21 protein-coding genes are annotated in these 22,342 nt (G+C 69.7%); 11 read left to right on the top strand and 10 right to left on the bottom strand.

The genetic code is table 11. The features are described 5' to 3' along the window. Positions 1–147: 147 nt before the first annotated feature. Together clpX and BM362_RS35830 are read left to right on the top strand one after the other, a co-directional pair. Positions 148–1,443: an ATP-dependent Clp protease ATP-binding subunit ClpX gene (clpX, locus tag BM362_RS35825; protein ID WP_037813853.1), complete on the top strand. Its 1,296-nt coding sequence runs from the start codon at positions 148–150 to the stop codon at positions 1,441–1,443. A 70-nt stretch (positions 1,444–1,513) separates the two neighbouring features. After that, positions 1,514–1,912 (top strand): hypothetical protein, encoded by a 399-nt coding sequence (locus BM362_RS35830; protein ID WP_202505556.1) that lies wholly within the window; start codon positions 1,514–1,516, stop codon positions 1,910–1,912. A gap of 108 nt (positions 1,913–2,020) precedes the next feature. On the opposite strand, the gene BM362_RS35835 is transcribed toward BM362_RS35830, so the two are convergent. Next, on the bottom strand, positions 2,021–2,950 hold the full coding sequence (locus BM362_RS35835) for an alpha/beta hydrolase (RefSeq protein WP_067595261.1): 930 nt from the start codon (positions 2,948–2,950) through the stop codon (positions 2,021–2,023). 48 nt (positions 2,951–2,998) lie between these two features. Beyond that, positions 2,999–3,649, bottom strand: coding sequence for a TetR/AcrR family transcriptional regulator (locus BM362_RS35840; RefSeq protein ID WP_093576164.1), 651 nt, complete (start codon positions 3,647–3,649; stop codon positions 2,999–3,001). 65 nt (positions 3,650–3,714) lie between these two features. On the opposite strand from BM362_RS35840, the gene BM362_RS35845 reads away from it, so the two are divergent. Continuing rightward, on the top strand, positions 3,715–5,028 hold the full coding sequence (locus BM362_RS35845) for a carotenoid oxygenase family protein (RefSeq protein WP_093576165.1): 1,314 nt from the start codon (positions 3,715–3,717) through the stop codon (positions 5,026–5,028). Here the strand turns inward: BM362_RS35845 and fdhD are convergent, their stop codons facing one another. After that, the gene (fdhD, locus tag BM362_RS35850) at positions 5,029–5,853 is read right to left on the bottom strand and encodes a formate dehydrogenase accessory sulfurtransferase FdhD (protein WP_067595270.1); all 825 of its coding nucleotides are present in this window, start codon (positions 5,851–5,853) and stop codon (positions 5,029–5,031) included. It lies immediately after the preceding gene. Positions 5,854–5,992: 139 nt separating this feature from the next. Here fdhD and BM362_RS35855 point away from each other — a divergent pair, with 139 nt between their 5' ends. From BM362_RS35855 to BM362_RS35865, 4 genes are read left to right on the top strand one after another with little or no spacing between them, the layout of a single operon-like run. Then, a complete protein-coding gene (locus BM362_RS35855; protein WP_067595273.1) occupies positions 5,993–7,345 on the top strand; it encodes an OFA family MFS transporter in 1,353 nt (450 codons plus the stop codon). After that, positions 7,345–7,476, top strand: coding sequence for an MFS transporter small subunit (locus BM362_RS50115; RefSeq protein WP_255366233.1), 132 nt, complete (start codon positions 7,345–7,347; stop codon positions 7,474–7,476). The genes BM362_RS35855 and BM362_RS50115 overlap by 1 nt, the downstream gene beginning before the upstream one ends. A 58-nt stretch (positions 7,477–7,534) precedes the next feature. Then, entirely contained in the window at positions 7,535–8,077 is a 543-nt protein-coding gene (locus BM362_RS35860; protein WP_208865433.1) for an ArsR/SmtB family transcription factor, read from the top strand. Further along, positions 8,074–9,318 (top strand): MFS transporter, encoded by a 1,245-nt coding sequence (locus BM362_RS35865; RefSeq protein ID WP_093576167.1) that lies wholly within the window; start codon positions 8,074–8,076, stop codon positions 9,316–9,318. Before BM362_RS35860 ends, BM362_RS35865 begins: the two co-directional genes overlap by 4 nt. Positions 9,319–9,594: 276 nt before the next feature. On the opposite strand, the gene BM362_RS35875 is transcribed toward BM362_RS35865, so the two are convergent. Beyond that, positions 9,595–10,272: a GntR family transcriptional regulator gene (locus tag BM362_RS35875; protein WP_093576168.1), complete on the bottom strand. Its 678-nt coding sequence runs from the start codon at positions 10,270–10,272 to the stop codon at positions 9,595–9,597. 72 nt (positions 10,273–10,344) lie between these two features. On the opposite strand from BM362_RS35875, the gene BM362_RS35880 reads away from it, so the two are divergent. From BM362_RS35880 to BM362_RS35890, 3 genes are read left to right on the top strand one after another with little or no spacing between them, the layout of a single operon-like run. Beyond that, on the top strand, positions 10,345–10,767 hold the full coding sequence (locus BM362_RS35880) for a VOC family protein (protein ID WP_067595284.1): 423 nt from the start codon (positions 10,345–10,347) through the stop codon (positions 10,765–10,767). Further along, a complete protein-coding gene (locus BM362_RS35885) occupies positions 10,764–11,507 on the top strand; it encodes an SDR family NAD(P)-dependent oxidoreductase (protein ID WP_067595287.1) in 744 nt (247 codons plus the stop codon). The genes BM362_RS35880 and BM362_RS35885 overlap by 4 nt, the downstream gene beginning before the upstream one ends. Positions 11,508–11,563: 56 nt before the next feature. Beyond that, a complete protein-coding gene (locus tag BM362_RS35890) occupies positions 11,564–12,985 on the top strand; it encodes an LCP family protein (protein ID WP_067595290.1) in 1,422 nt (473 codons plus the stop codon). 42 nt (positions 12,986–13,027) lie between these two features. Here the strand turns inward: BM362_RS35890 and BM362_RS35895 are convergent, their stop codons facing one another. From BM362_RS35895 to BM362_RS35910, 4 genes are all read right to left on the bottom strand, one after another. Then, positions 13,028–15,340: an FdhF/YdeP family oxidoreductase gene (locus tag BM362_RS35895; RefSeq protein WP_093576169.1), complete on the bottom strand. Its 2,313-nt coding sequence runs from the start codon at positions 15,338–15,340 to the stop codon at positions 13,028–13,030. A 46-nt stretch (positions 15,341–15,386) separates the two neighbouring features. Beyond that, positions 15,387–16,730 carry an MFS transporter gene (locus tag BM362_RS35900; RefSeq protein ID WP_067595293.1) on the bottom strand — a complete coding sequence of 448 codons (1,344 nt, stop codon included), beginning with the start codon at positions 16,728–16,730 and terminating at the stop codon, positions 15,387–15,389. Between the two features lie 72 nt (positions 16,731–16,802). Then, the gene (locus tag BM362_RS35905) at positions 16,803–17,249 is read right to left on the bottom strand and encodes a MarR family winged helix-turn-helix transcriptional regulator (RefSeq protein ID WP_067595295.1); all 447 of its coding nucleotides are present in this window, start codon (positions 17,247–17,249) and stop codon (positions 16,803–16,805) included. 109 nt (positions 17,250–17,358) lie between these two features. After that, positions 17,359–17,700, bottom strand: a complete 342-nt coding sequence (locus BM362_RS35910; protein WP_067595298.1) for a hypothetical protein — start codon at positions 17,698–17,700, stop codon at positions 17,359–17,361. 60 nt (positions 17,701–17,760) lie between these two features. Between BM362_RS35910 and BM362_RS35915 the strand changes: the two genes are divergently transcribed. After that, a complete protein-coding gene (locus tag BM362_RS35915) occupies positions 17,761–20,388 on the top strand; it encodes a valine--tRNA ligase (RefSeq protein ID WP_093576170.1) in 2,628 nt (875 codons plus the stop codon). A gap of 219 nt (positions 20,389–20,607) precedes the next feature. On the opposite strand, the gene BM362_RS35920 is transcribed toward BM362_RS35915, so the two are convergent. Together BM362_RS35920 and BM362_RS35925 are read right to left on the bottom strand one after the other, a co-directional pair. Then, positions 20,608–21,483, bottom strand: a complete 876-nt coding sequence (locus BM362_RS35920; protein WP_093576171.1) for an SGNH/GDSL hydrolase family protein — start codon at positions 21,481–21,483, stop codon at positions 20,608–20,610. Between the two features lie 93 nt (positions 21,484–21,576). Then, positions 21,577–22,209: a class I SAM-dependent methyltransferase gene (locus tag BM362_RS35925; RefSeq protein WP_093576172.1), complete on the bottom strand. Its 633-nt coding sequence runs from the start codon at positions 22,207–22,209 to the stop codon at positions 21,577–21,579. Positions 22,210–22,342 lie beyond the last annotated feature (133 nt).

Genomic DNA, 22,342 nt, shown 5'->3' on the forward strand with positions numbered 1-22,342 from the left:
AAGACGGTCGGGTGTTCCCGGCCGCGCCTTCGGACGGGTACCGTCGATGGCAATGCGTGTTGGTCCCGGGAACGGCTGGCAGTCCCGGGACCGCCAGACAGTGGTGCAGGTGCGTCTCGCGCACCGGAGGGGACGAGGTCAACGGCCATGGCACGGATCGGTGACGGCGGCGACCTGCTGAAGTGTTCTTTCTGCGGCAAGAGCCAGAAGCAGGTGAAGAAGCTCATTGCCGGGCCAGGGGTCTACATCTGCGATGAGTGCATCGACCTCTGCAACGAGATCATCGAAGAGGAGCTGGCCGAAGCCGGCGACGTGAAGCTCGACGAGCTGCCGAAGCCCGCCGACATCCACGAGTTCCTCGAGCAGTACATCATCGGCCAGGACGACGCGAAGAAGACGCTCGCGGTCGCGGTGTACAACCACTACAAGCGGATCCAGGCCGACGACAAGTCCGGCCCGAAGGACTCCAAGGACGAGCCGGTCGAGCTGGCCAAGTCCAACATCCTGATGCTCGGCCCCACCGGCTGCGGCAAGACCTACCTCGCGCAGACGCTGGCGAAGCTGCTGAACGTGCCGTTCGCGATCGCCGACGCCACCGCGCTCACCGAGGCGGGCTACGTCGGCGAGGACGTCGAGAACATCCTGCTGAAGCTGATCCAGGCGGCCGACTACGACGTCAAGCGCGCCGAGACCGGCATCATCTACATCGACGAGGTCGACAAGATCGCCCGCAAGAGCGAGAACCCGTCGATCACCCGCGACGTGTCCGGCGAGGGCGTGCAGCAGGCGCTGCTGAAGATCCTCGAGGGCACCACCGCGTCGGTGCCGCCCCAGGGCGGGCGCAAGCACCCGCACCAGGAATTCATCCAGATCGACACCACGAACGTGCTGTTCATCGTCGCGGGCGCGTTCGCCGGGCTGGAAAAGATCATCAACGAGCGGGTCGGCAAGCGCGGTCTCGGGTTCGGCGCGGAGATCCGCACCAAGGCCGAGATCGAGGGCAGCGACGTGTTCTCCGACACCATGCCGGAGGACCTGATCAAGTTCGGGCTGATCCCGGAGTTCATCGGCAGGCTCCCGGTCGTGGCGACGGTGAACCACCTGGACAAGGAATCGCTCGTCTCGATCTTGACGCAGCCGCGCAACGCGCTGGTGAAGCAGTACAAGAAGCTCTTCGAGATGGACAACGTCGAGCTGGAGTTCACCAAGACCGCGCTTGAGGCCATCGCCGATCAGGCCGTCCTGCGCGGCACCGGCGCCCGCGGCCTGCGCGCGATCATGGAGGAAGTCCTCCAGCCGGTCATGTACGACATCCCGAGCCGCGAGGACGTGGCGAAGGTCGTGATCACCGAGCAGACCGTGCGGGAGAACGTCAACCCCACGATCGTGGCTCGCCAGCCGTCGCGCCGCACTCGCAGCGAACGCGGCGAGAAGTCGGCCTGACCCGGCCGCCGCCGGGCGTTAGCAGGAGTCGGCTGTCCGGGTGCCGGCGGCAGGCGCGATAATGGACAGGATGACAACCGTGCCGCTGACCGCACCCCGGGGGGACGAGACTGCCGACCCCGGCGAAGCGGTGCCTGCCGATACCGAGCCTTCCGCAGCGCCGGTAGCCGGCCTTGTCGAGCTGAGCGAACGGGTCGCCGCGTCCGTCCTGACGCGGTGCCCGTGGCTGACCCGCGCGTCCGAGGTCCTGCTCGCGCTGTGCACGCTGGTGTGCCTGGTCGCGGTCGGCACCCGGTTGTCGGCGCTGCCGCTGCTGCCGATCCCGCTGTTCGTGGTGTCGTGGCTGTTCCTGCGTCGCTTGCGCGGCTCGGAGACCCGGGCACAGCAGTTGCGGTGGTCGCTGCTGATGGCGCTGGCGGCGATGGTCGGGTTCTGGGTGATGTCCGTCGTGGCCCGCTGGGTCTCGTGAGTGCTGATCCCGGTCAGAACCGTGATCAGCACTCACGACCTCGGCTCAGGCGCAGCCGCCGCCTTCCCGCGGTGCCGGGGGTGTGCGGCGGCGTGCACAAGCCCGCACTCACGCTTTCTGCCGCAGATGCTTCCCCAGAAACCCCACCATGCTCGGCACCGCAGTGCGGAAGAACGTGTCGCTGTGCTTCCCGTGCGCCGTGTACCCGATGGTCGGACGCGTTTCCGCGATATACCGCCGCACGCCGGTGATGAACGGATCCTCCGTACCGCAGTAAACCGCCGTCGGAATGCCCCGCAGCGCTGACTGGTGGCGCAGCGGGTCCAGCGACGTCCAGTCGGTCAGCCCGGTGAAAATGCGGCGTTTCGCCATTTCCGGCCACGACGTGATCAGCGCCGGGGCGATCGCGGCGACCGCGGCGGGCGGCTGGCGGCGTTCGGCTCGGCGGCGGGCGTACAGCAGTGCCCCGAATCCGCCCATCGACACTCCGGCGCACGCGAACGGCTGGCCGTCCGTGCCGCCGAAGCCACGGGCGCGCAGCCATTGCGGGACTTCTTCCAGCAGCATCGCCATCGGGTCGTCGCCGGGGCGGACCTGGTGCCAGTAGTTGTCGCCGCCGTCGACCGCGACGAAGCCGTACGCCGGCACGGCTTTGCGGGCGACGTCGCTGCCGAGCTGTTTGAGCAGGCCGCTCGGGGCGGCGGAGCGGGCGGAACCGTGCAGGCCGTGCAGCATCAGCGACATCGGCAGACCTGCTGGCGGCTTCTTGCTCGGCAGCAGGAAAACAAGGTCCACCTCCCGGCCGCGGGCGTGCGAATAGACGCGTTCCACCCGCATGCTGCCGAGCTGAGTGACGGGCGTCGACGACGTGACCCCCAGCGCCCGCTGCATGGCCTGGTTGAACGGCACGACGCCGGTCGCGCTCCCCACCGCGAGCCCGGCGATGCCGAGGCCCGAGGCACCCGCGATCAGCATGGACCGGCGGCTCACCCGCCTTCGGCCCTCAGTCTCCTCGGTCACCCGATCCCCCTCACCCATATAGCGTAAGACGTGAGGAAGGGACGAAACGTTGCCTTCTGAAGATCTTCACTCGGTTGTTGTGACCAGCCCCACGGACGCCCGGGCGGCGGCAGGGCGGTCTCCGAGCCCGACGACCAGCGTCACGCAGAGTGGCGCGAGCACCTCGGTCACCCCGCGGTCGTCCCGGCCGAAGTGGCCCAGCAACTCAAGGGTGACATAGCCGTGCACCGCGCTCCACACCTGTGCGGCGACGGCGAGCGGGTCGCCTTGCAGCCGTCCGCAGTCGATAGTGCGGCTGACGGCGGCGACCACGCCCCGGAACGACGATGCCGCCTCGCTGTCCTGTTTGTCCTTCAGCAGGTCGCCGACCGGCTGGCCGTGGGCGCCCGCCTCGCGGAACATGAGCGTGAACAGCTCCGGGTGCTCGACCGCGGTGCGGCGGTAGGCGAGCGCCAGCTGGTACAGGTCGGCGACCGGGTCGTCGGAGCGCCCGACCGTCGCCATGTTCGCGATCAGCCGCCGGAACCCTTCTCGCGCAACGGCATCCATGAGCGCGGCCATCCCGCCGAAGTGCGTGTAGACCGCCATCGTGGACGCGCCGATCTCGGCCGCCAGCTTGCGGGCCTGCAGTGCTTCGGCGCCGCCGTCGGCCAGCAGCCGGATCGCCGCCTCGACCAGTTGCGTCCGCGCGTGTTCGCCCCGAGTCCGCTCGCTCATGCTTGCCAGTATCCCATAACCCTGTTATACCGATGGTCATAACCACGTTATGGACGGAGCGGGTCATGGGAAATCACTTCCTCGAAGGCAACTTCGCACCGGTCGAGCGCGAGTACACGAGCACCCGGCTGACGGTCACCGGACAGCTGCCCGGCTACCTCGACGGCCGCTACCTGCGGAACGGGCCGAACCCGGCCGACCCGGATCCCGAAACACACCACTGGTTCCTCGGCCGCGGCATGGTGCACGGCGTACGGCTGCGCGAGGGCCGGGCGGAGTGGTACCGCAGCCGCCGGGTGGGCACCGACGAGGGCGGGGCGAACACGAACGTCATCGGGCACGCCGGGCGCACGATCGCGCTGGTCGAGGGCGGGCTGCCGCAGTGGGAGCTCAGCGAGGAGCTGGACACGCTGGGCGTCTGCGACTTCGGCGGCACCCTCTCCGGGTACACCGCACACCCGAAGCGCGACCCGCGGACCGGCGAGCTGCACGCCGTCTCGTACCAATTCGGACTCGGGAACCGGGTGCAGTACTCGGTGGTCGGCACCGACGGCCGGGCGCGGCGGACGGTCGACATCGAGGTCACCGGGGCACCCATGATGCACGATTTCTCGCTCACCGAACGGTATGTCGTGTTCTACGACCTGCCGGTCACCTTCGATCCGGACCAGGCGCCGGTGCCGATCGACGTGCCCGACCCGCTGACCGCGCGCACCGGCCGCGGCGTGAGTTCCTTGCCGTACCGGTGGAATCCGGATTATCCGGCGCGCATCGGCGTGATGCCGCGCGAGGGGGACACCAGCGACGTCCGCTGGTTCGATGTCGGCCAGTGCTACGTCTTCCACCCGCTCAACGCCTACGACGAGGACGACCGGATCGTGCTCGACGTGGTCCGGCACCCGAAGATGTTCGACCGCGCGCTGCACGGCCCGGCCGAGGGCGAGCCGACGCTCGACCGCTGGACCGTAGACCTCGCGCTCGGGAAGGTCGTCGAAGACCGGATCGACGAGCACGGCCAGGAGTTCCCCCGGGTGGACGAGCGGTTGGTCGGCCTGCCGCACCGGTACGGCTACGCGACGGCGCTCGACGATCGGTCGCGCAGCGTCGGCACGGTGTACAAACACGACCTGCGCAAGGGTTCGGTCGACGCGCACCGCTTCGGTCCCGGACGCGAACCGGGGGAGTTCGTGTTCGTTCCGTCCAGTGCGGACGCGGGCGAGGACGAGGGCGTGCTGATGGGTTACGTCTACGACGCGGCGGAGGCGCGCAGCGATCTGGTCCTGCTCGACGCGGGCACCCTCGAAACCGTTGCCGCCGTGCACCTTCCGGACCGGGTCCCGCACGGCTTCCACGGCAACTGGGTGCCCGCCGAAGCGTGATCAGGTGAGCAGACGCTGGTCTCCGGTGTAGAGGTTCATGCTGTCGCCGCGGAGGAACCCGATCAGCGTCATGCCGTTCTCCTCGGCCAGTTCGGCCGCGAGCGACGACGGCGCGGACACCGCGGCGAGCAGTCCGATGCCCGCCATCGCGGCCTTCTGCACGAGTTCGAACGAGGCGCGGCCGGAGACCAGCAGCCCCAGGTCCGGGGCGGGGATCCGGCCCGCCTGCAACGCCCAGCCGAGCACTTTGTCGACCGCGTTGTGCCGTCCGACGTCCTCGCGCACGACGACGAGCTGACCGTCCGAAGTGAACAGTCCGGCAGCATGCAGGCCGCCGGTCGACGAGAACACCTTTTGCTGTTCCCGCAACCGATCCGGCAGCTGCGAGAGGATGTCGGTCTTCACGGTGAATTCCGACGCGCCGGGGGAGAACCGGCTGCGCAGCTTCACCGCGTCGAGCGCGGCCTTGCCGCAGACGCCGCACGACGAGGTGGTGTAGAAGTTCCGCTCGACGCCGGTGTCCGGCGGGGCGACTCCCTCGGCGAGTGCGATGTCGAGCACGTTGTAGGTGTTGCGGCCCTGGTCGTCGACACCGTCGCAGTAACGCGCCACGGCCACGTCCTCACGGGACCCCAGCACGCCCTCCGAAAGCAGGAAGCCGTGCGCGAGTTCGACGTCGTGGCCGGGCGTGCGCATCGTCACCGCCAGCGCCTTGCCGCCGACCCGCAGTTCCAGGGGCTCCTCGGCGGCCAGCGAGTCCGGCCGGCGCCGCTCGCCGGCCGCGGAGATCCGCCGTACCGGCCGCCGCACCGTCACTCTGCCCATCAGTCCGCTCCACTCGATTTGTCGTCTTTGGCGCTGTCTTTTGGTGTCATCGACAAGACATTCGACAGTCATCCGGCGCAACGCCGAGGATCTGGTAAACCATTCCCAGCACCTCGTCACTGTTGGGAGGAGACCGCCGATGGCTGTCCCCGGCTTCCTTGCCCGTTCCCGCATCGTCGCACCGCCTGGCTGGACCCGCTGGCTCGTGCCGCCCGCCGCGCTGTCCATCCACCTGTCGATCGGCCAAGCCTACGCGTGGAGCGTCTTCAAGACGCCGCTGGAGAAGACCCTGGGGCTGTCCGGCACGCAGTCCGGGCTGCCGTTCCAGCTCGGCATCGTGATGCTGGGCCTGTCCGCCGCGTTCGGCGGCACCCTCGTGGAGAAGAACGGTCCGCGCTGGGCCATGGCCGTCGCCACAGTCTGTTTTTCCGCCGGGTTCCTGCTCGCCGCGCTCGGCGTCGCGACCGGGCAGTTCTGGCTCGTGGTGGCCGGCTACGGCGGGGTCGGCGGGATCGGCCTCGGCATCGGCTACATCTCGCCGGTGTCGACGCTGATCAAATGGTTCCCGGACCGGCCGGGCATGGCCACCGGGATCGCGATCATGGGCTTCGGCGGCGGCGCGCTGATCGCGTCGCCGTGGTCGTCGGCGATGCTCGGCTCCTCGCCCGCCACCGGCGACATCGCGACCGCGTTCCTGATCCACGGGATCGTGTACGCGGTGTTCATGACCATGGGCGTGCTGATCGTCCGCGTCCCGGCCGACGACTGGCGTCCGGCGGGCGCGGTGAAGCAGGCCGCGGTGAAGCCGATGATCTCCACGGCGAACGTCTCGGCGGCGAACGCGCTGAAGACGCCGCAGTTCTGGTGTCTCTGGATCGTCTTGTGCCTCAACGTGACCGCGGGCATCGGCATCCTGGAGAAGGCCGCGCCGATGATCACCGACTTCTTCAAGGGCACCTCCGCGCCGGTCGGCGCCGCGTCCGCCGCCGGGTTCGTCGCGCTGCTCTCGCTGACCAACATGCTGGGCCGGTTCGTCTGGTCGTCCGCCTCGGATCTGGTGGGGCGCAAGAACATCTACCGGTTCTACCTCGGCGTCGGCGCGCTGCTGTACCTGGTGATCGCGGTGACCACCAACTCCTCGAAGCTCGTGTTCGTGCTGTGCGCGATGCTGATCCTGTCCTTCTACGGCGGCGGATTCGCCACGCTTCCGGCCTACCTCAAGGACCTGTTCGGCACCTACCAGGTCGGCGCGATCCACGGCAGGCTGCTGACCGCGTGGTCGGCGGCGGGCGTGCTCGGGCCGCTCATCGTGGACGGGATCGCGGACAGCCAGAAGGCGGCGGGCAAGACCGGGCCGGACCTCTACCAGCTGTCCTTCTGGATCATGATCGGCCTGCTGGTGGTCGGGTTCGTCGCGAACGAATGCGTGCGCCCGGTGAAGGAGAAATTCCACGAACCGGCCGGTGCGGCCGCGGTGGGGAGCGAGGCGTGATGACGAGTGCCGAGGGCCGTTCCGGCGGCCGGACCCTGCTGCTGGTGATCGCCTGGCTGTGGGTGCTCGCCCCGTTCGCCTACGGCGTGGTCGAGCTGATCCAGAAGGTGGTCGGGCTGTTCGGCGGCTGAGCACGGCCGGAAAAATACCCACTGGACAAATGGTCAAGAGTCGTTGACCATTGTCCCTGTGACTGGGGACGATCAAGCGGGCTATCGCCCGCCGCAGGACACTGTCGAGGTCGAGACGACCGACCAGCTGCGCGCCGTGAGCAACGTCGTGCGGCACCGCGTGCTCGCGGTGCTGCGCGACGGGCCCGCGACGATCACGCAGGTCGCCGAGCGGCTGGGGATCGCGAAAGGCAGCTCCAGCTACCACATGCGGGTGCTGGAGCGGGCCGGGATCGTGCACGTCGTGCGCACCCGGAAGGTGCGCGGCGTGCTGGAGCGCTACTACGCGCATGTCGGGCGGGCCATCCAGTTGCCCGAACCGGCCGCGGGGCAGCGGGACGTGCTGCTGCAGCACGCGCTCGACGACCTCGCGACCGCGCCCGAGGGCTCGCACCGGTTCGTCCGGATGCAGCACACGCGGATCAGCGAGTCGCAGTTCGAGGAGTTCGAGCGGCGGCTGGCCGGACTGCTCGACGAGCTGCGGGACGCGCGCGACGCCGACGAGGCCGCCGCCACCGTCGCGGTCGCGTTCTTCCGCCCGGGGCCGGGAGCGGCCCGATGACCAAGACGAAGATGCCTCCCGCGTTCAGTCGCTTGTGGACGGCCGCGACGGTCAGTTCCCTCGGCGACGGCGCGTATTCCGCGGCGTTGCCCCTGCTGGCGGTGCTGCTGGACAGCGATCCGCTGGTGGTCAGCCTGGTGACAGTGGCGGTGCTCGCGCCGTATCCGGTGGCCGGGCTGTTCGCCGGCGCGCTGGTCGACCGCTGGGACCGGCGGCGCACGATGTGGATCGCGGACCTGGCGCGGGCGGTGTTGCTGGCGCTGACGGTGGCCGCGGGCGCGTTCGGCTGGCTCAGCATTCCCGTCCTGCTCGCAGTGGCGTTCCTGCTCGGCACCGGCACGCTGTTCTTCGACACCGCCGCGCAGGCGTACCTGCCGGATCTGCTCGCTCGGGACCAGACCTTGCTCCGCCGCGCCAACGGCTACTTGCGCGGGGCGTCCACCGCGGCCGGGCAGTTCACCGGACCGCCGGTCGGGAGTTTCCTCTTCGCCGTAGGGAGAACGCTGCCGTTCGCGGTGAACGCGCTGACCTATGCGGCCAGCGCGGTGCTGATCCGGACGCTGCCGCCGGCACCGGTGCCGAAACGCGAGCCGGGCCGTTCGGTGTGGGCGGACGCGAAGGAGGGTTTCGCCTACGTAGTCAAGGATCGGCTGCTGCTCGGCCTCGCTTTGCGACCCGCGGTCGGGAACCTGGCGTTCGGCGCGTTCGGGGCTGTTCTGGTGGTGTTCGCGAAGGACGCGCTGGGACTGCACTCGGCCGGGTACGGTTTCCTGCTCGCCGCGGAAGCCGCCGGCGGACTGGCCGGCGCGATGGTGCTCGCCGGGCCGTTGGAGAAACGGCTGGGCACCGGCACGGCCCTCACCGTCACCGCGGTGGTCGAGGGCGGCGCGGTACTGGCATTCGGCCTGGCCCGGGACCCGTGGCTCGCCGGGGCGATGTTCGCGCTGTGCGGCTGCGCCATGGCGACGACCATGGTGCTCGGCGGATCGCTGCGCCAGGTCGTGGTCCCGGCGCGGTTGATGGGCCGGGTCGCCGCGGCGTCGCGCCTGGTCGCGGCCTCGGCCGCACCGGCAGGCGCCGTACTGGGCGGCTGGCTCGCCGCGACGGCCGGGGTGCGAGTGCCCTACGTGGCCGCGGCGGGGGTGCTCGTGTCGATGACTTTGGTGACGATGAGCATGACCAGCAACAAGAAGATCGAGGAGGCGCTCGCGCGGGCGAAAGCGGTTGCCCCAGTCGCGTAGTCGCCGCGATGAAGCCGATCGGGACCACCACGGCCAGCGCGGAAACGGTGATCCACAGGCGGCGCGCTGCTCGGCCCAGCGAGGCGATCAGCGCGCCGGCTCCGGCTGCGACCGGCAGGCTCAGCACCTGCGAGCCTGCCGCCAGCACGGCCGCGATCACGCACGGCACGAGGGCGGAGACCCGGAAAGCGCTGGTGCCGTGCAGCCCGCCGGGTACTCGGCTCGGTGTCCGCCTGACGAGCTCGCCAGTCCGGCGCGGCGGGCGGATGCGGGGAACTACCCGGTTCGGATGCGGCCGAGCAGACTTTCCCTCGCGGACTCGACGTGGTGCTCGGCGAGCCGGGCGAGCCGCTCCCGGCCACCGCTGCGCAACAGTTCCGCCAGTTCGCGATGCTCGTCGACCACCCGGGCCCGGTAATGCTCATGTCCGAGCGAAACCCGTTGCAGCTGAAACAGAAACACCTGCGACCGCACCGCGTGCCACGCCTCGGTCAAGCGGCCGTTGCCCGCGGCGGCGTACACGCGGTCGTGGAACGCGATGTCCAGCGCCAGCAACTGTGGTCCGGGGGCGTTGATCCGGACTGTCTTCGCCAGGTCGGCGACCAGCGCGTCCAGTGCGTCGAGATCCGCCGCGGTCGCGTTGGCGCGCGCGGTGACCGCGGCCAGCCGGTCGAGCGCGGCCCGGACCGAGTAGACCTCGTCGACGTCCTCGGCGGTCACGTCGACCACCGTGGTCGGGCGATGCCAGCCGCACCGGACCAGGCCTTCCCTGGCGAGCTGGGAGATGCCTTCGCGGACTGAACCGCGGCTGATCTCCAGCGACGCGGCCAGTTCGACCTCGCGCAAAGGCGCGCCAGGCCGGAAATGCCCGGCGAAGATCGCTTCGCGCACCCGGTCGGCGGCCTCGTCGGCGAGCCCGCGGCGCGCCGCCTTCCTCAGGGGGGTGACTTCCACGTCCTAATGTTGACATTCAGACATCAGCCAGTCAACGTGAAGATGCCGATTTCCGCGCCGAAGGAGTGCCTCATGGCCGTCCGTCCCGCCTTCCACCTGGCCATACCGGTCGACGACCTGCCGAAGGCCCGCGAGTTCTACGGCGGCGTGCTCGGGCTGGCGGAGGGACGCTCGGCGGACGCGTGGGTCGACTGGAACTTCCACGGCCACCAGGTCGTCACGCACGTGGTCCCGGGCGCCCGCGCGGAAGCGGGCCGCAATCCGGTCGACGGGCACGACGTGCCGGTGCCGCACTTCGGGCTGGTGCTGGACGTCGGCACCTTCCACGAGCTGGCCGGACGGTTGCGCGCGGCGGGCGCCGAGTTCGTGATCGAGCCGTACCGGCGGTTCGCCGGCGAGCCGGGGGAGCAGTGGACGATGTTCCTGCACGACCCGGCCGGGAACGCGCTGGAGTTCAAGGCTTTCCGCGACGAGACGCAGTTGTTCGCGAAATGAACGTCCTCGTCACCGGAGCCTCGCGCGGGATCGGCCGCGCCATCGCCGTCGCCTTCGCCACCAGGGGCGACCGGATCGCTGTCCACTGTGGATCCAACCGGGAGGCCGCGCGCGAAACGCTGGAGGCGCTGCCCGGCTCCGGGCACGTGCTCGTGTCCGGCGACCTCGGCAACCCCGACGCCGCGCAGTGGATCGCCGACGTGGCCGAGGAACAGCTCGGCGGGGTCGACGTGCTGGTCAACAACGCCGCGGTCGGCACGACTCCGGCCACCCGCACGCCGATCGCCGAAACGTCCTACGCGGACTGGCAGGACGCGTGGCGGCGCACGCTGGAGGTCAACCTCCTCGGCGCGGCGAACGTGTCCTTCCACGTCGCGCGTCACCTCATCGCCCGCGGCGTGCCCGGCCGGATTGTGAACATCGGATCGCGCGGAGCGTTCCGCGGCGAGCCCGAATTCCTGCCCTACGGGGCGAGCAAGGCCGCGCTGCATTCGTTCGGCCAGTCGCTGGCGGTCCAGCTGGCCCCGCACGGCATTTCGGTCACCTCGGTGGCCCCGGGCTTCACCGCGACCGAGCGTGTCGCCGACCGGGTCACCGACCAGGTGCGCGAGCAGAGCCCGTTCGGGCGGGTCGCCGAACCGGAGGAGATCGCCGAAGCGGTGGTGTTCCTGGCCTCGTCGGAGACGCCATGGGCGTCCGGTTCGATCCTGGATCTGAACGGAGCCTCGCACCTGCGCTGAGCTGTGAGCTGCGTCACGAATGCAGCACATCGCGCCCGCCGGGCGTCCAGAGAGGCGTGCGGATCGCAGGAAAAGTCATCGCCGGAGCGCTGTCGACGGTGGTGTTCGCCGGCACGGCTTACGGGTTCTCGACCCTGAGCGCGCTCGACGACATCACGCGCAGCGACGTCATCGGCGGCGGATCGGTGGACGAAGGCCAAAAGCACGCCGACGGGGCGCTGGACATCCTGATGGTCGGCCGGGACTCGCGCAAGGGACCGGACGGGCAGATGCTGCCGCAGAGCGTCCTGGACGAACTGCGCGCGGGCGCGAACGGCGACGACCTGACCGACACGTTGATCGTGCTGCGGATCCCGGACGGGCAGCAGGAGGTCAAGGCCTTCTCCATCCCGCGCGACTCGTATGTCTCCATGCCCGGCGGAAAGGGCAAGATCAACGCCGCGTTCGGCCGGGGCAAGGCGGCCGAGGCTTCGAAACTGCGCGCGGCCGGGGAGACCGACAAGGACAAGATCGAGCAGGAGTCGATGACCGCGGCGCGCAAGGCGACGCGACAGGCGGTCGAGGACCTCACCGGCGTCACCATCGACCACTACGCCGAGGTCAACCTGCTGAGCTTCTCCGAGATCAGCAAGGCCGTCGGCGGGGTCGAGGTGTGCTTGAAGCGCGCCACCAAGGACGAGAACTCGGGCGCGGACTTCCCGGCGGGCAAGCAGCGGCTTTCCGGCGGTGCCGCCCTGGCTTTCGTGCGGCAGCGCGACAACCTGCCCGGCACCGACTTCGGCCGGATGCGGCGGCAGCAGGTCTTTCTCGCCTCGATGGCGCACGAGGTGCTTTCGGCCGGGACGCTCGCCGACCCGGGCAAGCTGAACGGCCTCATCGACGCGGTGAAGAACACGGTGGTGCTGGACCAGTCCTGGGACATCCTGGACTTCGTCAACAAAATGCGCGGGGTGTCCGGCGGCGGCATCCAGTTCACGACGGTCCCGGTGCTGAACCCGGACTACCGCTATGACAAGTCCCATCCCGCGGCGACCGCGGTACAGGTGGATCCGGCGCAGGTGAAAGCGTTTGCGGCCGGGTTGGCCGGAGCCGCATCGCCCGCCGCGCGGCCGGGCGAGCCCAAGGCGGCGGTGGAGATCTCCAACGCCGGGGAATCCGCAGGCCTGGCGGCACGGGTCGCGGATGTGTTGAAGGGCAAGGGGTTCGCCGCCACCGCCGCGGGCAACGCCCCGGCGCAGCGGACGTCGATCGTGCGCTACCCGGCCGCGCTCGCCGCCGAGGGCGCGGAGGTGGCGAAGGAACTGGGCGGACTGTCCACCAAGGAATCGGCAGACGTTCCGGCCGGGCACATCCAGGTGGTGCTCGGGAAGGTCTACTCAGGACCGGGGGTGTCGGACGGCGGGTCCGCGGCCGGCGGGCCGGTGAAGGCCGACCAGCCGCCGCCCGTCACGTCAGACGGTGACAACTGCATCGACTGACGCCTCGTGAGTGGCGATCCCGGGCAGAACCGGGATCGCCACTCACGAGTGGTGGTGCCGCTCCAGCCGAACCACCACGGCCTTCGACACCGGCGTATTGGACTTCTCCGCCACGGAATCCAGCGGCACCAACGCATTCGCCTCCGGGAAGTACGCCGCCGCACACCCCCGCGCCGTCGGATACGCCACCGCGCGGAAGCTGGCCGCCCGCCGATCCCCGTCCCGCCATTCCGAGACCAGATCCACGATCTCCCCGTCCGCGACCCCCAGCGCGGCCAGGTCGTCCGGGTGCACGAAGACCACCCGGCGCCCGTCCTCGATCCCGCGATAGCGGTCGGACAGCCCGTAAATCGTCGTGTTGTACTGGTCGTGGCTGCGCAGCGTCTGCAGCAGCAACCGGCCCTCGGGCACCTCGGGATATTCCAGCTCAGACACGGTGAACGTGCCCTTGCCGGTCGCCGTGCCGGTGAACTCCCGCGAGTCGCGCGGGGCGTGCGGCAGCACGAAACCGTCCGGTTCGCGGACGCGCCGGTTGTAGTCGTGGCAGCCCGGCACCACTGCGGCGATGCGGTCGCGGATCAGGTCGTAGTTCTTCTCGAACGACCGCCACGGCACCGAGTGGTCAGCACCGAGCAGCCGCTCCGCCAGCCGGCACACGATGGCGACCTCGGACAGCAACTCGTCGCTCGCGGGAGCCAGCCGGCCGCGCGAAGCGTGCACCTGCGACATCGAGTCCTCGACCGTCACGAACTGGCGGCCGGATTCCTGCTCGTCGCGTTCGGTGCGGCCGAGCGTCGGCAGGATCAGCGCGGTGCGGCCGGGCACGACGTGCGAACGGTTGAGCTTCGTCGACACGTGCACGGTCAGCGAGCACGCCCGCAGCGCGTCCGCGGTCCGGTCCGAATCCGGGGTGGCGGAGGCGAAATTGCCGCCCATCGCGAAGAACACCTTGCCGCGTCCGTCCAGCATCGCGCGGATCGAGTCGACGGTGTCCCAGCCGTGGTTGCGCGGCACGGTGATGCCGAACTCGCGGTCGAGGGCGTCCATGAACGGCTCGGGCATCTTCTCCCACACGCCCATGGTGCGGTCGCCTTGCACGTTCGAGTGGCCGCGCACCGGGCACAGGCCCGCGCCCGGCTTGCCGATCATCCCGCGCACCAGCGCCAGGTTCACGACCTCGGCGATCGTCGGCACCGCGTGCTTGTGCTGGGTCAGTCCCATCGCCCAGCAGTAGATCGTGCGCTCGGACGTCGCGATCATCCGCGCGAGGTGCTCGATCTGCTCGCGCTCCAGGCCGGTCGCCTTCTCCGTTTCCGGCCAGTCGATCTCGCGCAGCTGCTTGGCCCAGTCCTCGAAGCCGTACGTGGACTTCTCCACGAACTCGCGGTCCACAACGGACCCCGGCGCGGCGTCCTCCCACTCCAGCAGCAGATGCCCGATCGCCTGGAACAGCGCGAGGTCGCCGCCGAGCCGGATCTGCGCGAACTCGTCGGCCAGCGGCGTGCCCTTGCCGACCACGCCGCGCACGTTCTGCGGGTTCTTGAACCGCATCAGCCCGGCCTCGGGCAACGGGTTGACCGCGACGACCTTGGCGCCGTGGCCCTTCGCCTGCTCCAGCGCGGACAGCATCCGCGGGTGGTTCGTGCCCGGATTCTGCCCGACGACCACGATCAGGTCGGCCTGGTGGATGTCGGCCAGCGACACCGAACCCTTGCCGATGCCGGTGGTCGCCGACAGCGCCGCGCCCGACGATTCGTGGCACATGTTCGAGCAGTCCGGCAGATTGTTCGTGCCGTACGCGCGCACCAGCAGCTGGTACACGAACGCGGCCTCGTTGCTGGTGCGGCCGGAGGTGTAGAAGATCGCCTCGTCCGGGCTCGCCAGGCCGCGCAGTTCGTCAGCGATCAGGCCGAATGCGTCGTCCCAGGAGATCGGCTCGTAGTGCGAAGCGCCTTCGCGCAACACCATCGGCTCAGTCAGCCGGCCCTGCTGGCCCAGCCAGTAGTCGGTGCGCTCGTTCAGCTCGGAGACCGGATGCGCGGCGAAGAACTCCCGGCCGACACGGCGTTTCGTCGCCTCCTCGGCGACCGCCTTCGCGCCGTTCTCGCAGAACTCCGCCATCTTGCGCTTCTCGCCGTCGACCTGCCGCGGCTCGGGCCACGCGCAGCCCGGGCAGTCGAAGCCGTCCCGCTGGTTCAGCAGCCGCAGCGTGCGTGCGGTGCGGACCGGGCCCATCTGCTCCACCCCGCGCGCGAGCGAAACCGCGACTCCCGGGATTCCGGCCGCCCAGCCTTTGGGCTTGCCCACTTCGAGGCGGGCTTCGTCCACGTCACCAGTCGGAGCTTCGCGAGTCATGGGCACATCGTCCGCCTTTGCGGCGCGGAACCCAAGACGGGGGTCGTCACACCGCCTCCCGCCGGTCCCGTTCGCGGCGTTCGGCGCGCACCAGCGCGCGGTCCGCGGCGGTCACGATCAGCAGCAAGCCGCTGGTCACGATCAGCACGACGGCCAGCCGGTGCAGTCCGCCGGAGTCGGCGTGCCCGCCATAGCACTGGGCGATGACCGTGGCCGCGACTATCGCGCCGAGGTATTGCGCGGTCCGGAAGAGCCCGCTCGCGGTGCCCATCGTCTCGGCCGGGGTTTCGCGGTAGAGCGTCGTCTGGTTGGCGACGCTGGTGAGCCCCTGGGCCAGACCGAACAACGCGGCGAGCACGAGCAGCCAGATCAGCGCGGTGCCGTCGTTCACGAACAGCAGCGCGACGGATCCGGCCAGGAGCGCGGCGCCGACCAGCAGCAGCCGCAGCCGGACGCCGGTGGGCCGTCCGGACAGCGCGGCCGCGCCCACCGCTATCCCGGACATCGGCAGGAGCAGGAGCCCCGCGGCGGATTCGGCGAACCCGCGCGCCTCCTCAAGCCACTGCACGTAGCCGAACATGATCGTGTAGATCGCCAGAAAACTCAGTGCCTGCCGCGAATACGTGCGCAGCACCGGGCCGTTCGCGGCGAGCATCCGCAGGTCGATGAACGGCTTCCGGGCACGCAGTTCGACCCTCGCGAACAGCCCGCCGAGCACGATCGCCGCGGCCAGCAGCCACAGATCGCCGATGCCGGGCTCCATCAGGTAGCACAGCAACACCAGCAGCGCGGCGGAAAACAGCGCGATCCCGGCGACGTCGATCCGCTCCGCCGGCTTCTCGGCCGGGGTGTCCTTGGGCACCCACAGGAGAGTCAGCACGAGGGAAATCCCGGCCAGCGGCAGGTTCACCGCGAAGATCGCCGGCCAGCCGAAGAGCGCGATGAGCACGCCGCCGAGCGTCGGGCCGATGACCATGACTGTCTGCGAGGACATCGCCAGCACGGACAGCACCCGAGCCGGAACGCCCTCGCCGATCTCGTCAGCGCGCCGCCGCAGGACCGCCATCGCGGCCGGGAACCCGGCGCAGGTGCCGATGCCGAGCACCGCTCGGACGCCGGTGAGCCATTCGACGGAGATCGGGATCATCCCGGCGACCCCGGCCACCATCACGACGGACGCGCCGCCGAGCAGCACGCGCCGCGCGCCGTAGCGGTCGACGAGCAGTCCGACGACCGGCTGCCCGATCGCGGTGGCCAGGTACAACGAGGAAATCAGCCAGGCCGTGCGGCCCGGTCCGGCGCCGAAGGCCTGCCCGATCGGGACGAGCGCGACGGCGATGAGCGTGGAGTTGATCGGGTTCAGCACGGCGCTCGCGACCAGCGGGGTCACCAGGCGCGCGCCGAACCGGGATTTCGCGGGGGCGGTCGCGGTGTTCGTCAGTGCTCCTCGGGTTGGACAGGGTCAGCGCTGGGCGATCCGCTGCAGCAAGGGCAGCGCGCGCCGGACCGTTTCGAGTTCGTCTTCGGTCAGCTCGCCGGTCAGCGCGGCGGCGAGCCATTCGTCGCGGTGCTGCCGGATCCCGATGACGGTCTTCGCGCCGAGATCGGAGAGCGAAATCACCACGCGCCTGCCGTCGGCCGGGTCGCGCGTGCGGTTCAGGTAGCCGAGCGAGTCGAGCACGCCGAGCGTCGCGGCCATCGACTGCTGCCGCACGTGCTCCGCGGCGGCCAGTTCGGCCTGAGTCCCGGGCCCTTCGCGATGCAGCCGGTTGAGCACGGCGGTCTGCGTCGGCGTGAGGATCTCGGCGTTGTCGACCTGGCGCAGCCTGCGGTGCAGCTGGCCGACGACGCCGCGGATCCAGCCTGCGGACTCGGCGACGCGCGGGGGGACGAGCGGGTCATCGGACATAAGCACAGTCTAGCCTGTTGAGTTCAACCTGTGCATCAGTGGCCGGAAAGACGTGAAGGGCTCCGTGCGGGAATCAGATTCCGGCACGGAGCCCTTCGCGGACGTGTGGCTAGAGCGGCTGGCCGCTGGTCCCGGCCGGGGAGCCGAGCCCGACGATGTACCCGATGTTCTCGTCGTTCACCCCGATCGGCTGAACCTGGTGCACCACGATCGCCGCGGCGATCAGCAGGACCAGGCCGGCGATCGCCGCGATCCCGGGCCAGCGGCTCGGCGCCGCGCCGCCGCGGCCGTACACCGGTGACGGGGCGCTGCGGCGTTCGCGTTTGCGCCGCTTCTTCATGTCCTTCTTGGCGCCGAGCCACGCGTCCCGCTGGGCGTGCTTGCGCCACTCCGGGTCCATGAGGTCCGGATGGGTTTCCATCCGGTCGTCCGGATCCTCCGGCCGAGTCATCGGCGCACCGCCTTTCCCCCTGCGTAACCCCGCCGCGGCGGGTTCGTAGACTTGTCCATTGTGACCGAGAACGCTCCGCAGCAGAAAACCGACCTTCCGGGTGCCTGGGACCCGGCCGCCGAGGAAGCCCCGATGTACGACCGCTGGGTAGCGGCCGGGTACTTCACGGCCGACGCTTCGTCGGAGAAGCCGCCGTTCTCGATCGTACTGCCGCCGCCGAACGTCACCGGCAGCCTGCACATGGGCCACGCGCTCAACCACACCCTGATGGACGCGATGAGCCGCCGCCGCCGGATGCAGGGCTACGAGGTGCTCTGGCTGCCGGGCATGGACCACGCGGGCATCGCGACGCAGAACGTCGTCGAGCGCCAGCTGGCCGGCGAGGGCCGGTCGCGCCACGACCTGGGCCGCGAGAAGTTCGTCGAGCGAGTCTGGGAGTGGAAGGCCGAGTACGGCGGCAAGATCCTCGGCCAGATGAAGCGGCTCGGCGACGGCGTCGACTGGTCGCGCGAGCGCTTCACCATGGACGAGAACCTGTCCAAGGCCGTCCAGACGGTGTTCAAGAACTTCTACGAGGCCGGCCTCATCTACCGCGCCGAGCGGATCATCAACTGGTGCCCGCGCTGCCAGACGGCGCTGTCGGACATCGAGGTCGACCACAGCGACGACGACGGCGAACTCGTGTCGATCCGCTACGGCGACGGCGACGCCTCGATCGTCGTGGCCACCACCCGCGCGGAGACGATGCTCGGCGACACCGCGGTCGCCGTCCACCCGGACGACGAGCGCTACACGCACCTGGTCGGCACCGAGATCGAGCTGCCGCTGACCGGCCGGAAGATCCCGGTGGTCGCCGACCGGCACGTCGACCCGGAGTTCGGCACCGGCGCGGTGAAGGTGACCCCGGCGCACGACCCGAACGACTTCGAGATCGGCCGCCGTCACGACCTGCCGATGCTGACCGTGATGAACGAGCGCGCCGAGGTCACCGTGCCCGGTCCGTTCGAGGGTCTCGACCGCTTCGAGGCACGTCCCGCGGTGGTCGCCGCGCTGCGCGAGCAGGGCCGGATCGTCGCGGAGAAGCGGCCGTACGTGCACGCGGTCGGGCACTGCTCCCGCTGCGACACGGTCGTCGAGCCGCGGCTGTCGCTGCAGTGGTGGGTCAAGGTCGCCGAGCTGGCCCAGGCCGCGGGCGACGCGGTGCGCGACGGGCGGACGAAGATCCACCCGGCCGAGCTGGAGAAGCGGTACTTCGACTGGGTCGACAACATGCACGACTGGACGATTTCCCGCCAGCTGTGGTGGGGGCACCGGATCCCGGTCTGGTACGGGCCCGACGGCGAGGTCGTGTGCGTGGGTCCGGACGAGCAGCCGCCCTCCGGCGAGGGCTGGACGCAGGATCCGGACGTGCTCGACACGTGGTTCTCGTCGGGGCTGTGGCCGATGTCGACCATGGGGTGGCCCGGGGAGACCGCGGATCTGGCGAAGTTCTATCCGACCAGTGTGCTGTCCACCGGATACGACATCCTCTTCTTCTGGGTTGTCCGGATGATGATGTTCGGCGTGCAGGAGATGGACGGGCGGCAGCCCTTCGACCATGTTTACCTGCACGGGCTGATTCGCGACGCGCACGGCAAGAAGATGTCCAAGTCGCGCGGGAATGTCCTCGATCCGCTGGAGTGGATGGACGCTTACGGGGCGGATGCCACCCGGTTCACGCTCGCTCGCGGGGCCAACCCGGGTGCGGATATGGCGCTTGCCGACGAATGGGCCGCCGGATCGCGGAATTTCTGCACGAAGCTGTGGAATGCCAGCAAGTTCGCGATGATGAACGGGGCGACCGCCGAGGGTGCGCTGCCGCCCGCTTCCGAGCTGACCGAGCCGGACCGGTGGATTCTCGGGCGGCTCGCGGCGCTGGTGTCCGAAGTGGACGGGTTGTTCGAGGACTTCCAGTTCGCCAAGGTCGCCAATGCGCTGTACCAGTTCACCTGGAACGAGTTGTGCGACTGGTACCTGGAGCTGGCCAAGGTTCAGTTGTACCAAGGGGATTCCGCGCGGGTCGAGGCTACCCGGAAGGTGCTCGGGCAGGTGCTGGACACTGTCCTCCGGTTGCTGCACCCGTTCGTTCCGTTCGTGACGGAGAAGCTGTGGACGGCGTTGACGGGTGGCGAGTCGCTGGTGATCGCTGCTTGGCCCACGGCGGTCGAGGGGTATGCGGATCCGGTTGCCGACGCCCGGGTCGCCGACGTGCGGAAGCTGATTACCGAGATCCGGCGGTTCCGGGCCGATCAGGGGTTGAAGCCGGGGCAGAAGGTCGCGGCCCGGTTGACGGGGGAGGCGTTCCCCGATGGGCATTCTGGCGCGATCCGGTCGCTGGTGCGGCTGACCGAGCCGGAGGACGGGTTCTCGGCCAGTGCTTCCGTGGAGGTCGCGCTGGCCGGCGGCGTGGTGACGGTGGAGTTGGATACCTCCGGGACCATCGACGTCGCTGCTGAGCGGAAGCGGTTGGAGAAGGACCTCGGGGCCGCGCGGAAGGAATTGGCGCAGACTGAGGGGAAGCTGGGGAATGAGGCGTTTATCGCCAAGGCTCCGGAGCAGGTGATCGAGAAGATCAAGCTGCGGCGGGAGACTGCGGTGGCCGATATTGGGCGGATCGAGGCTCGGTTGGGGGCGTTGCCTGCTTCCTGAGTGTGGCTCGTCGCCTGGGGCGACATCGCTTGGGGGGCACCCCGAAGCTTGAGTGTGCTGACGGTTCGGGGGTGCTTGTCAAGGCGGGAAAGATGCCTTGACAAGCACCCCCGAACCGCAGGGAGGCTTCGGATCGGGGTGCGGGGGAGGGGCTGGGTGCCTCGGCTGTTGGGTGCGCTGGTGCGGTTTTAGAGACGTGAGGGTTCCCCTCACGGCGTTTTAGCGGAGTTGTTGGCGGATGACTTTTGCTTCGCCTGCCATTCCTGCGTAGAGCGGGTGGTAGGAGGCTGCGGCCAGCAGGTTGAGGTCTTTGCCGTTGATCCAGGCGACGCCGGGGCCCTTGCAGGCGTCGTGGCCAAGGGACGGGGTGTAGGTGTCCACATAGGACGACTGGCCGTCTGCTTCGACTGCGTTGCTTACTGCCGCGTTCAGGGCTTCTTCAACGCTGGAGAGCCAGGCGTAGTCGCCGTTCGCGAAGGGCAGGACGTCGGGGCAGTAGCCTTCTTCGGGGGCGATGCGCGGGTAGCCGATGGCCAGCACCTTGGCGTGGGGCGAGCGGGCGTGGATTCCGGCCAGTACCTGCTGGATAGCTGCTTGCGTCTTGGAGAGCAGCGCCTTCATCGTGTCTACGCCGTCAACGGTGAAGTGCTGCTGGCACGGGTTTCCGGTCGGGTCCGAGGCGCGCAAGGTGGGGCAGGTGTCCACCAGCTTGCCGAACAGGCCCGAATCATTGCCGCCGATGCCGACGGTCACCAGGTCGGTGTCGGGGCGCAGTGCGGAGAACTGCGGGGCGTTCTGGCCCAGCGGCACGCTTTGCGCGCTGGTCATGTCCGACGTGTCCGCGCCGCCGCAGCTGACGTCGGTGAAGCGGTCCACGTCCAGGGAGTCCGCGACCATCGACGGGTAGTTGGACGTCGAGCGGAAGCAGCCGAACGGATCCAGCCGGGGCAGCGGGATGAGCGGGCCCGACGTGTACGAGTCGCCCAAGGCGACGTAGTGGCGGTAGTGCCGGGGCGCGGCGCTCGCGGCCGCCGCCGCCGACAGAAGCAGTGCGATTGCCGCGATCGCGGCCAGCACGATTCGGATGGTGCGCATGCGAAACCCGTCCTCCCTAGCGGTCGACCCGCTTTACCTTTCGGCAAGCGGGGCGCGAGCGCTCTCCGCCGATCGGGTGGTCGGGGCGGGTTTTCACCCGGCTGCGGGGTGATCCACGGGTTTCCGCCAGATCAGCAGGTGCCGCCAGAACACCAGCGGACGGACTGTGCTGCCGGGAAGCAGGCGCGCGGCGTCGCGGCGGACGTCGTTCAGCGGCGGGAATTTCATGTGCACTGGGGCCTTGGCGACCGGGTCCGGGCCGCCGTTGAGGCGGTCTCCGGCGAAGACGATCAGCCTGGCCGCGACGTTCGCGGGGACGGCGACGAGTTCGCGGGCGTAGTCGCCGGGGCGGCTGGGGCGGGCACAGCCGAGGACCGCGAGGACGCCGCCGGGGGCGAGCGCGTCGCGCAGTCTCGTGACGGTGTCGAACGGGACGTGGTGCAGGGAAGCCAAGCAGGAGATGTAGGCGTAGGCATCGGGTTCCAGCTGCTCGGTCGTCACGTCTGCGCGGCGGTACTCCACTGTGCCTGGTCCTGGCGAACCGGCGGACGTCGCGCGGGTGATCATTTCGGCCGACGTGTCGATGCCTTCGACGGTCATCCCGGCGGCGGCCAGCTTGCGGGCGAACCGGCCGTCGCCGCAGCCGACGTCCAGGGCACGGCCGGGGCCCGGCGGCAGGAGCCGGAGCAAGGCCGGGTGATAGTGATGGTTGTGGTCGAAGGGCATGTGCCCGACCTTGCCACGGATCGCTGCGGGCGTGATCGCGCCGAGGCCCCGGGGCCGCTGGGCGCGCGGCGGCCCCGGGTACGCTCGACGGTGTGCCGGGCCGAACCTTTCGCCTGGTCTTCCCGGTCGCGCG

The organism is Amycolatopsis rubida, assembly GCF_900115345.1.
Classification (GTDB): domain Bacteria; phylum Actinomycetota; class Actinomycetes; order Mycobacteriales; family Pseudonocardiaceae; genus Amycolatopsis; species Amycolatopsis rubida.

Bases quoted from the DNA above. Each gene is read 5' to 3' on its own strand.
- BM362_RS35865 (WP_093576167.1), top strand. From the start codon at position 8,074: ATGACCAAGACGAAGATGCCTCCCGCGTTCAGTCGCTTGTGGACGGCC.
- BM362_RS35845 (WP_093576165.1), top strand. From the start codon at position 3,715: ATGGGAAATCACTTCCTCGAAGGCAACTTCGCACCGGTCGAGCGCGAG.
- BM362_RS35880 (WP_067595284.1), top strand. From the start codon at position 10,345: ATGGCCGTCCGTCCCGCCTTCCACCTGGCCATACCGGTCGACGACCTG.
- BM362_RS35835 (WP_067595261.1), bottom strand. From the start codon at position 2,950: ATGGGTGAGGGGGATCGGGTGACCGAGGAGACTGAGGGCCGAAGGCGG.
- fdhD (WP_067595270.1), bottom strand. From the start codon at position 5,853: ATGGGCAGAGTGACGGTGCGGCGGCCGGTACGGCGGATCTCCGCGGCC.
- BM362_RS35855 (WP_067595273.1), top strand. From the start codon at position 5,993: ATGGCTGTCCCCGGCTTCCTTGCCCGTTCCCGCATCGTCGCACCGCCT.
- BM362_RS35885 (WP_067595287.1), top strand. From the start codon at position 10,764: ATGAACGTCCTCGTCACCGGAGCCTCGCGCGGGATCGGCCGCGCCATC.
- BM362_RS35905 (WP_067595295.1), bottom strand. From the start codon at position 17,249: ATGTCCGATGACCCGCTCGTCCCCCCGCGCGTCGCCGAGTCCGCAGGC.
- BM362_RS35925 (WP_093576172.1), bottom strand. From the start codon at position 22,209: ATGCCCTTCGACCACAACCATCACTATCACCCGGCCTTGCTCCGGCTC.
- BM362_RS35920 (WP_093576171.1), bottom strand. From the start codon at position 21,483: ATGCGCACCATCCGAATCGTGCTGGCCGCGATCGCGGCAATCGCACTG.
- BM362_RS50115 (WP_255366233.1), top strand. From the start codon at position 7,345: ATGACGAGTGCCGAGGGCCGTTCCGGCGGCCGGACCCTGCTGCTGGTG.
- BM362_RS35910 (WP_067595298.1), bottom strand. From the start codon at position 17,700: ATGACTCGGCCGGAGGATCCGGACGACCGGATGGAAACCCATCCGGAC.
- BM362_RS35830 (WP_202505556.1), top strand. From the start codon at position 1,514: ATGACAACCGTGCCGCTGACCGCACCCCGGGGGGACGAGACTGCCGAC.
- BM362_RS35840 (WP_093576164.1), bottom strand. From the start codon at position 3,649: ATGAGCGAGCGGACTCGGGGCGAACACGCGCGGACGCAACTGGTCGAG.
- clpX (WP_037813853.1), top strand. From the start codon at position 148: ATGGCACGGATCGGTGACGGCGGCGACCTGCTGAAGTGTTCTTTCTGC.
- BM362_RS35895 (WP_093576169.1), bottom strand. From the start codon at position 15,340: ATGACTCGCGAAGCTCCGACTGGTGACGTGGACGAAGCCCGCCTCGAA.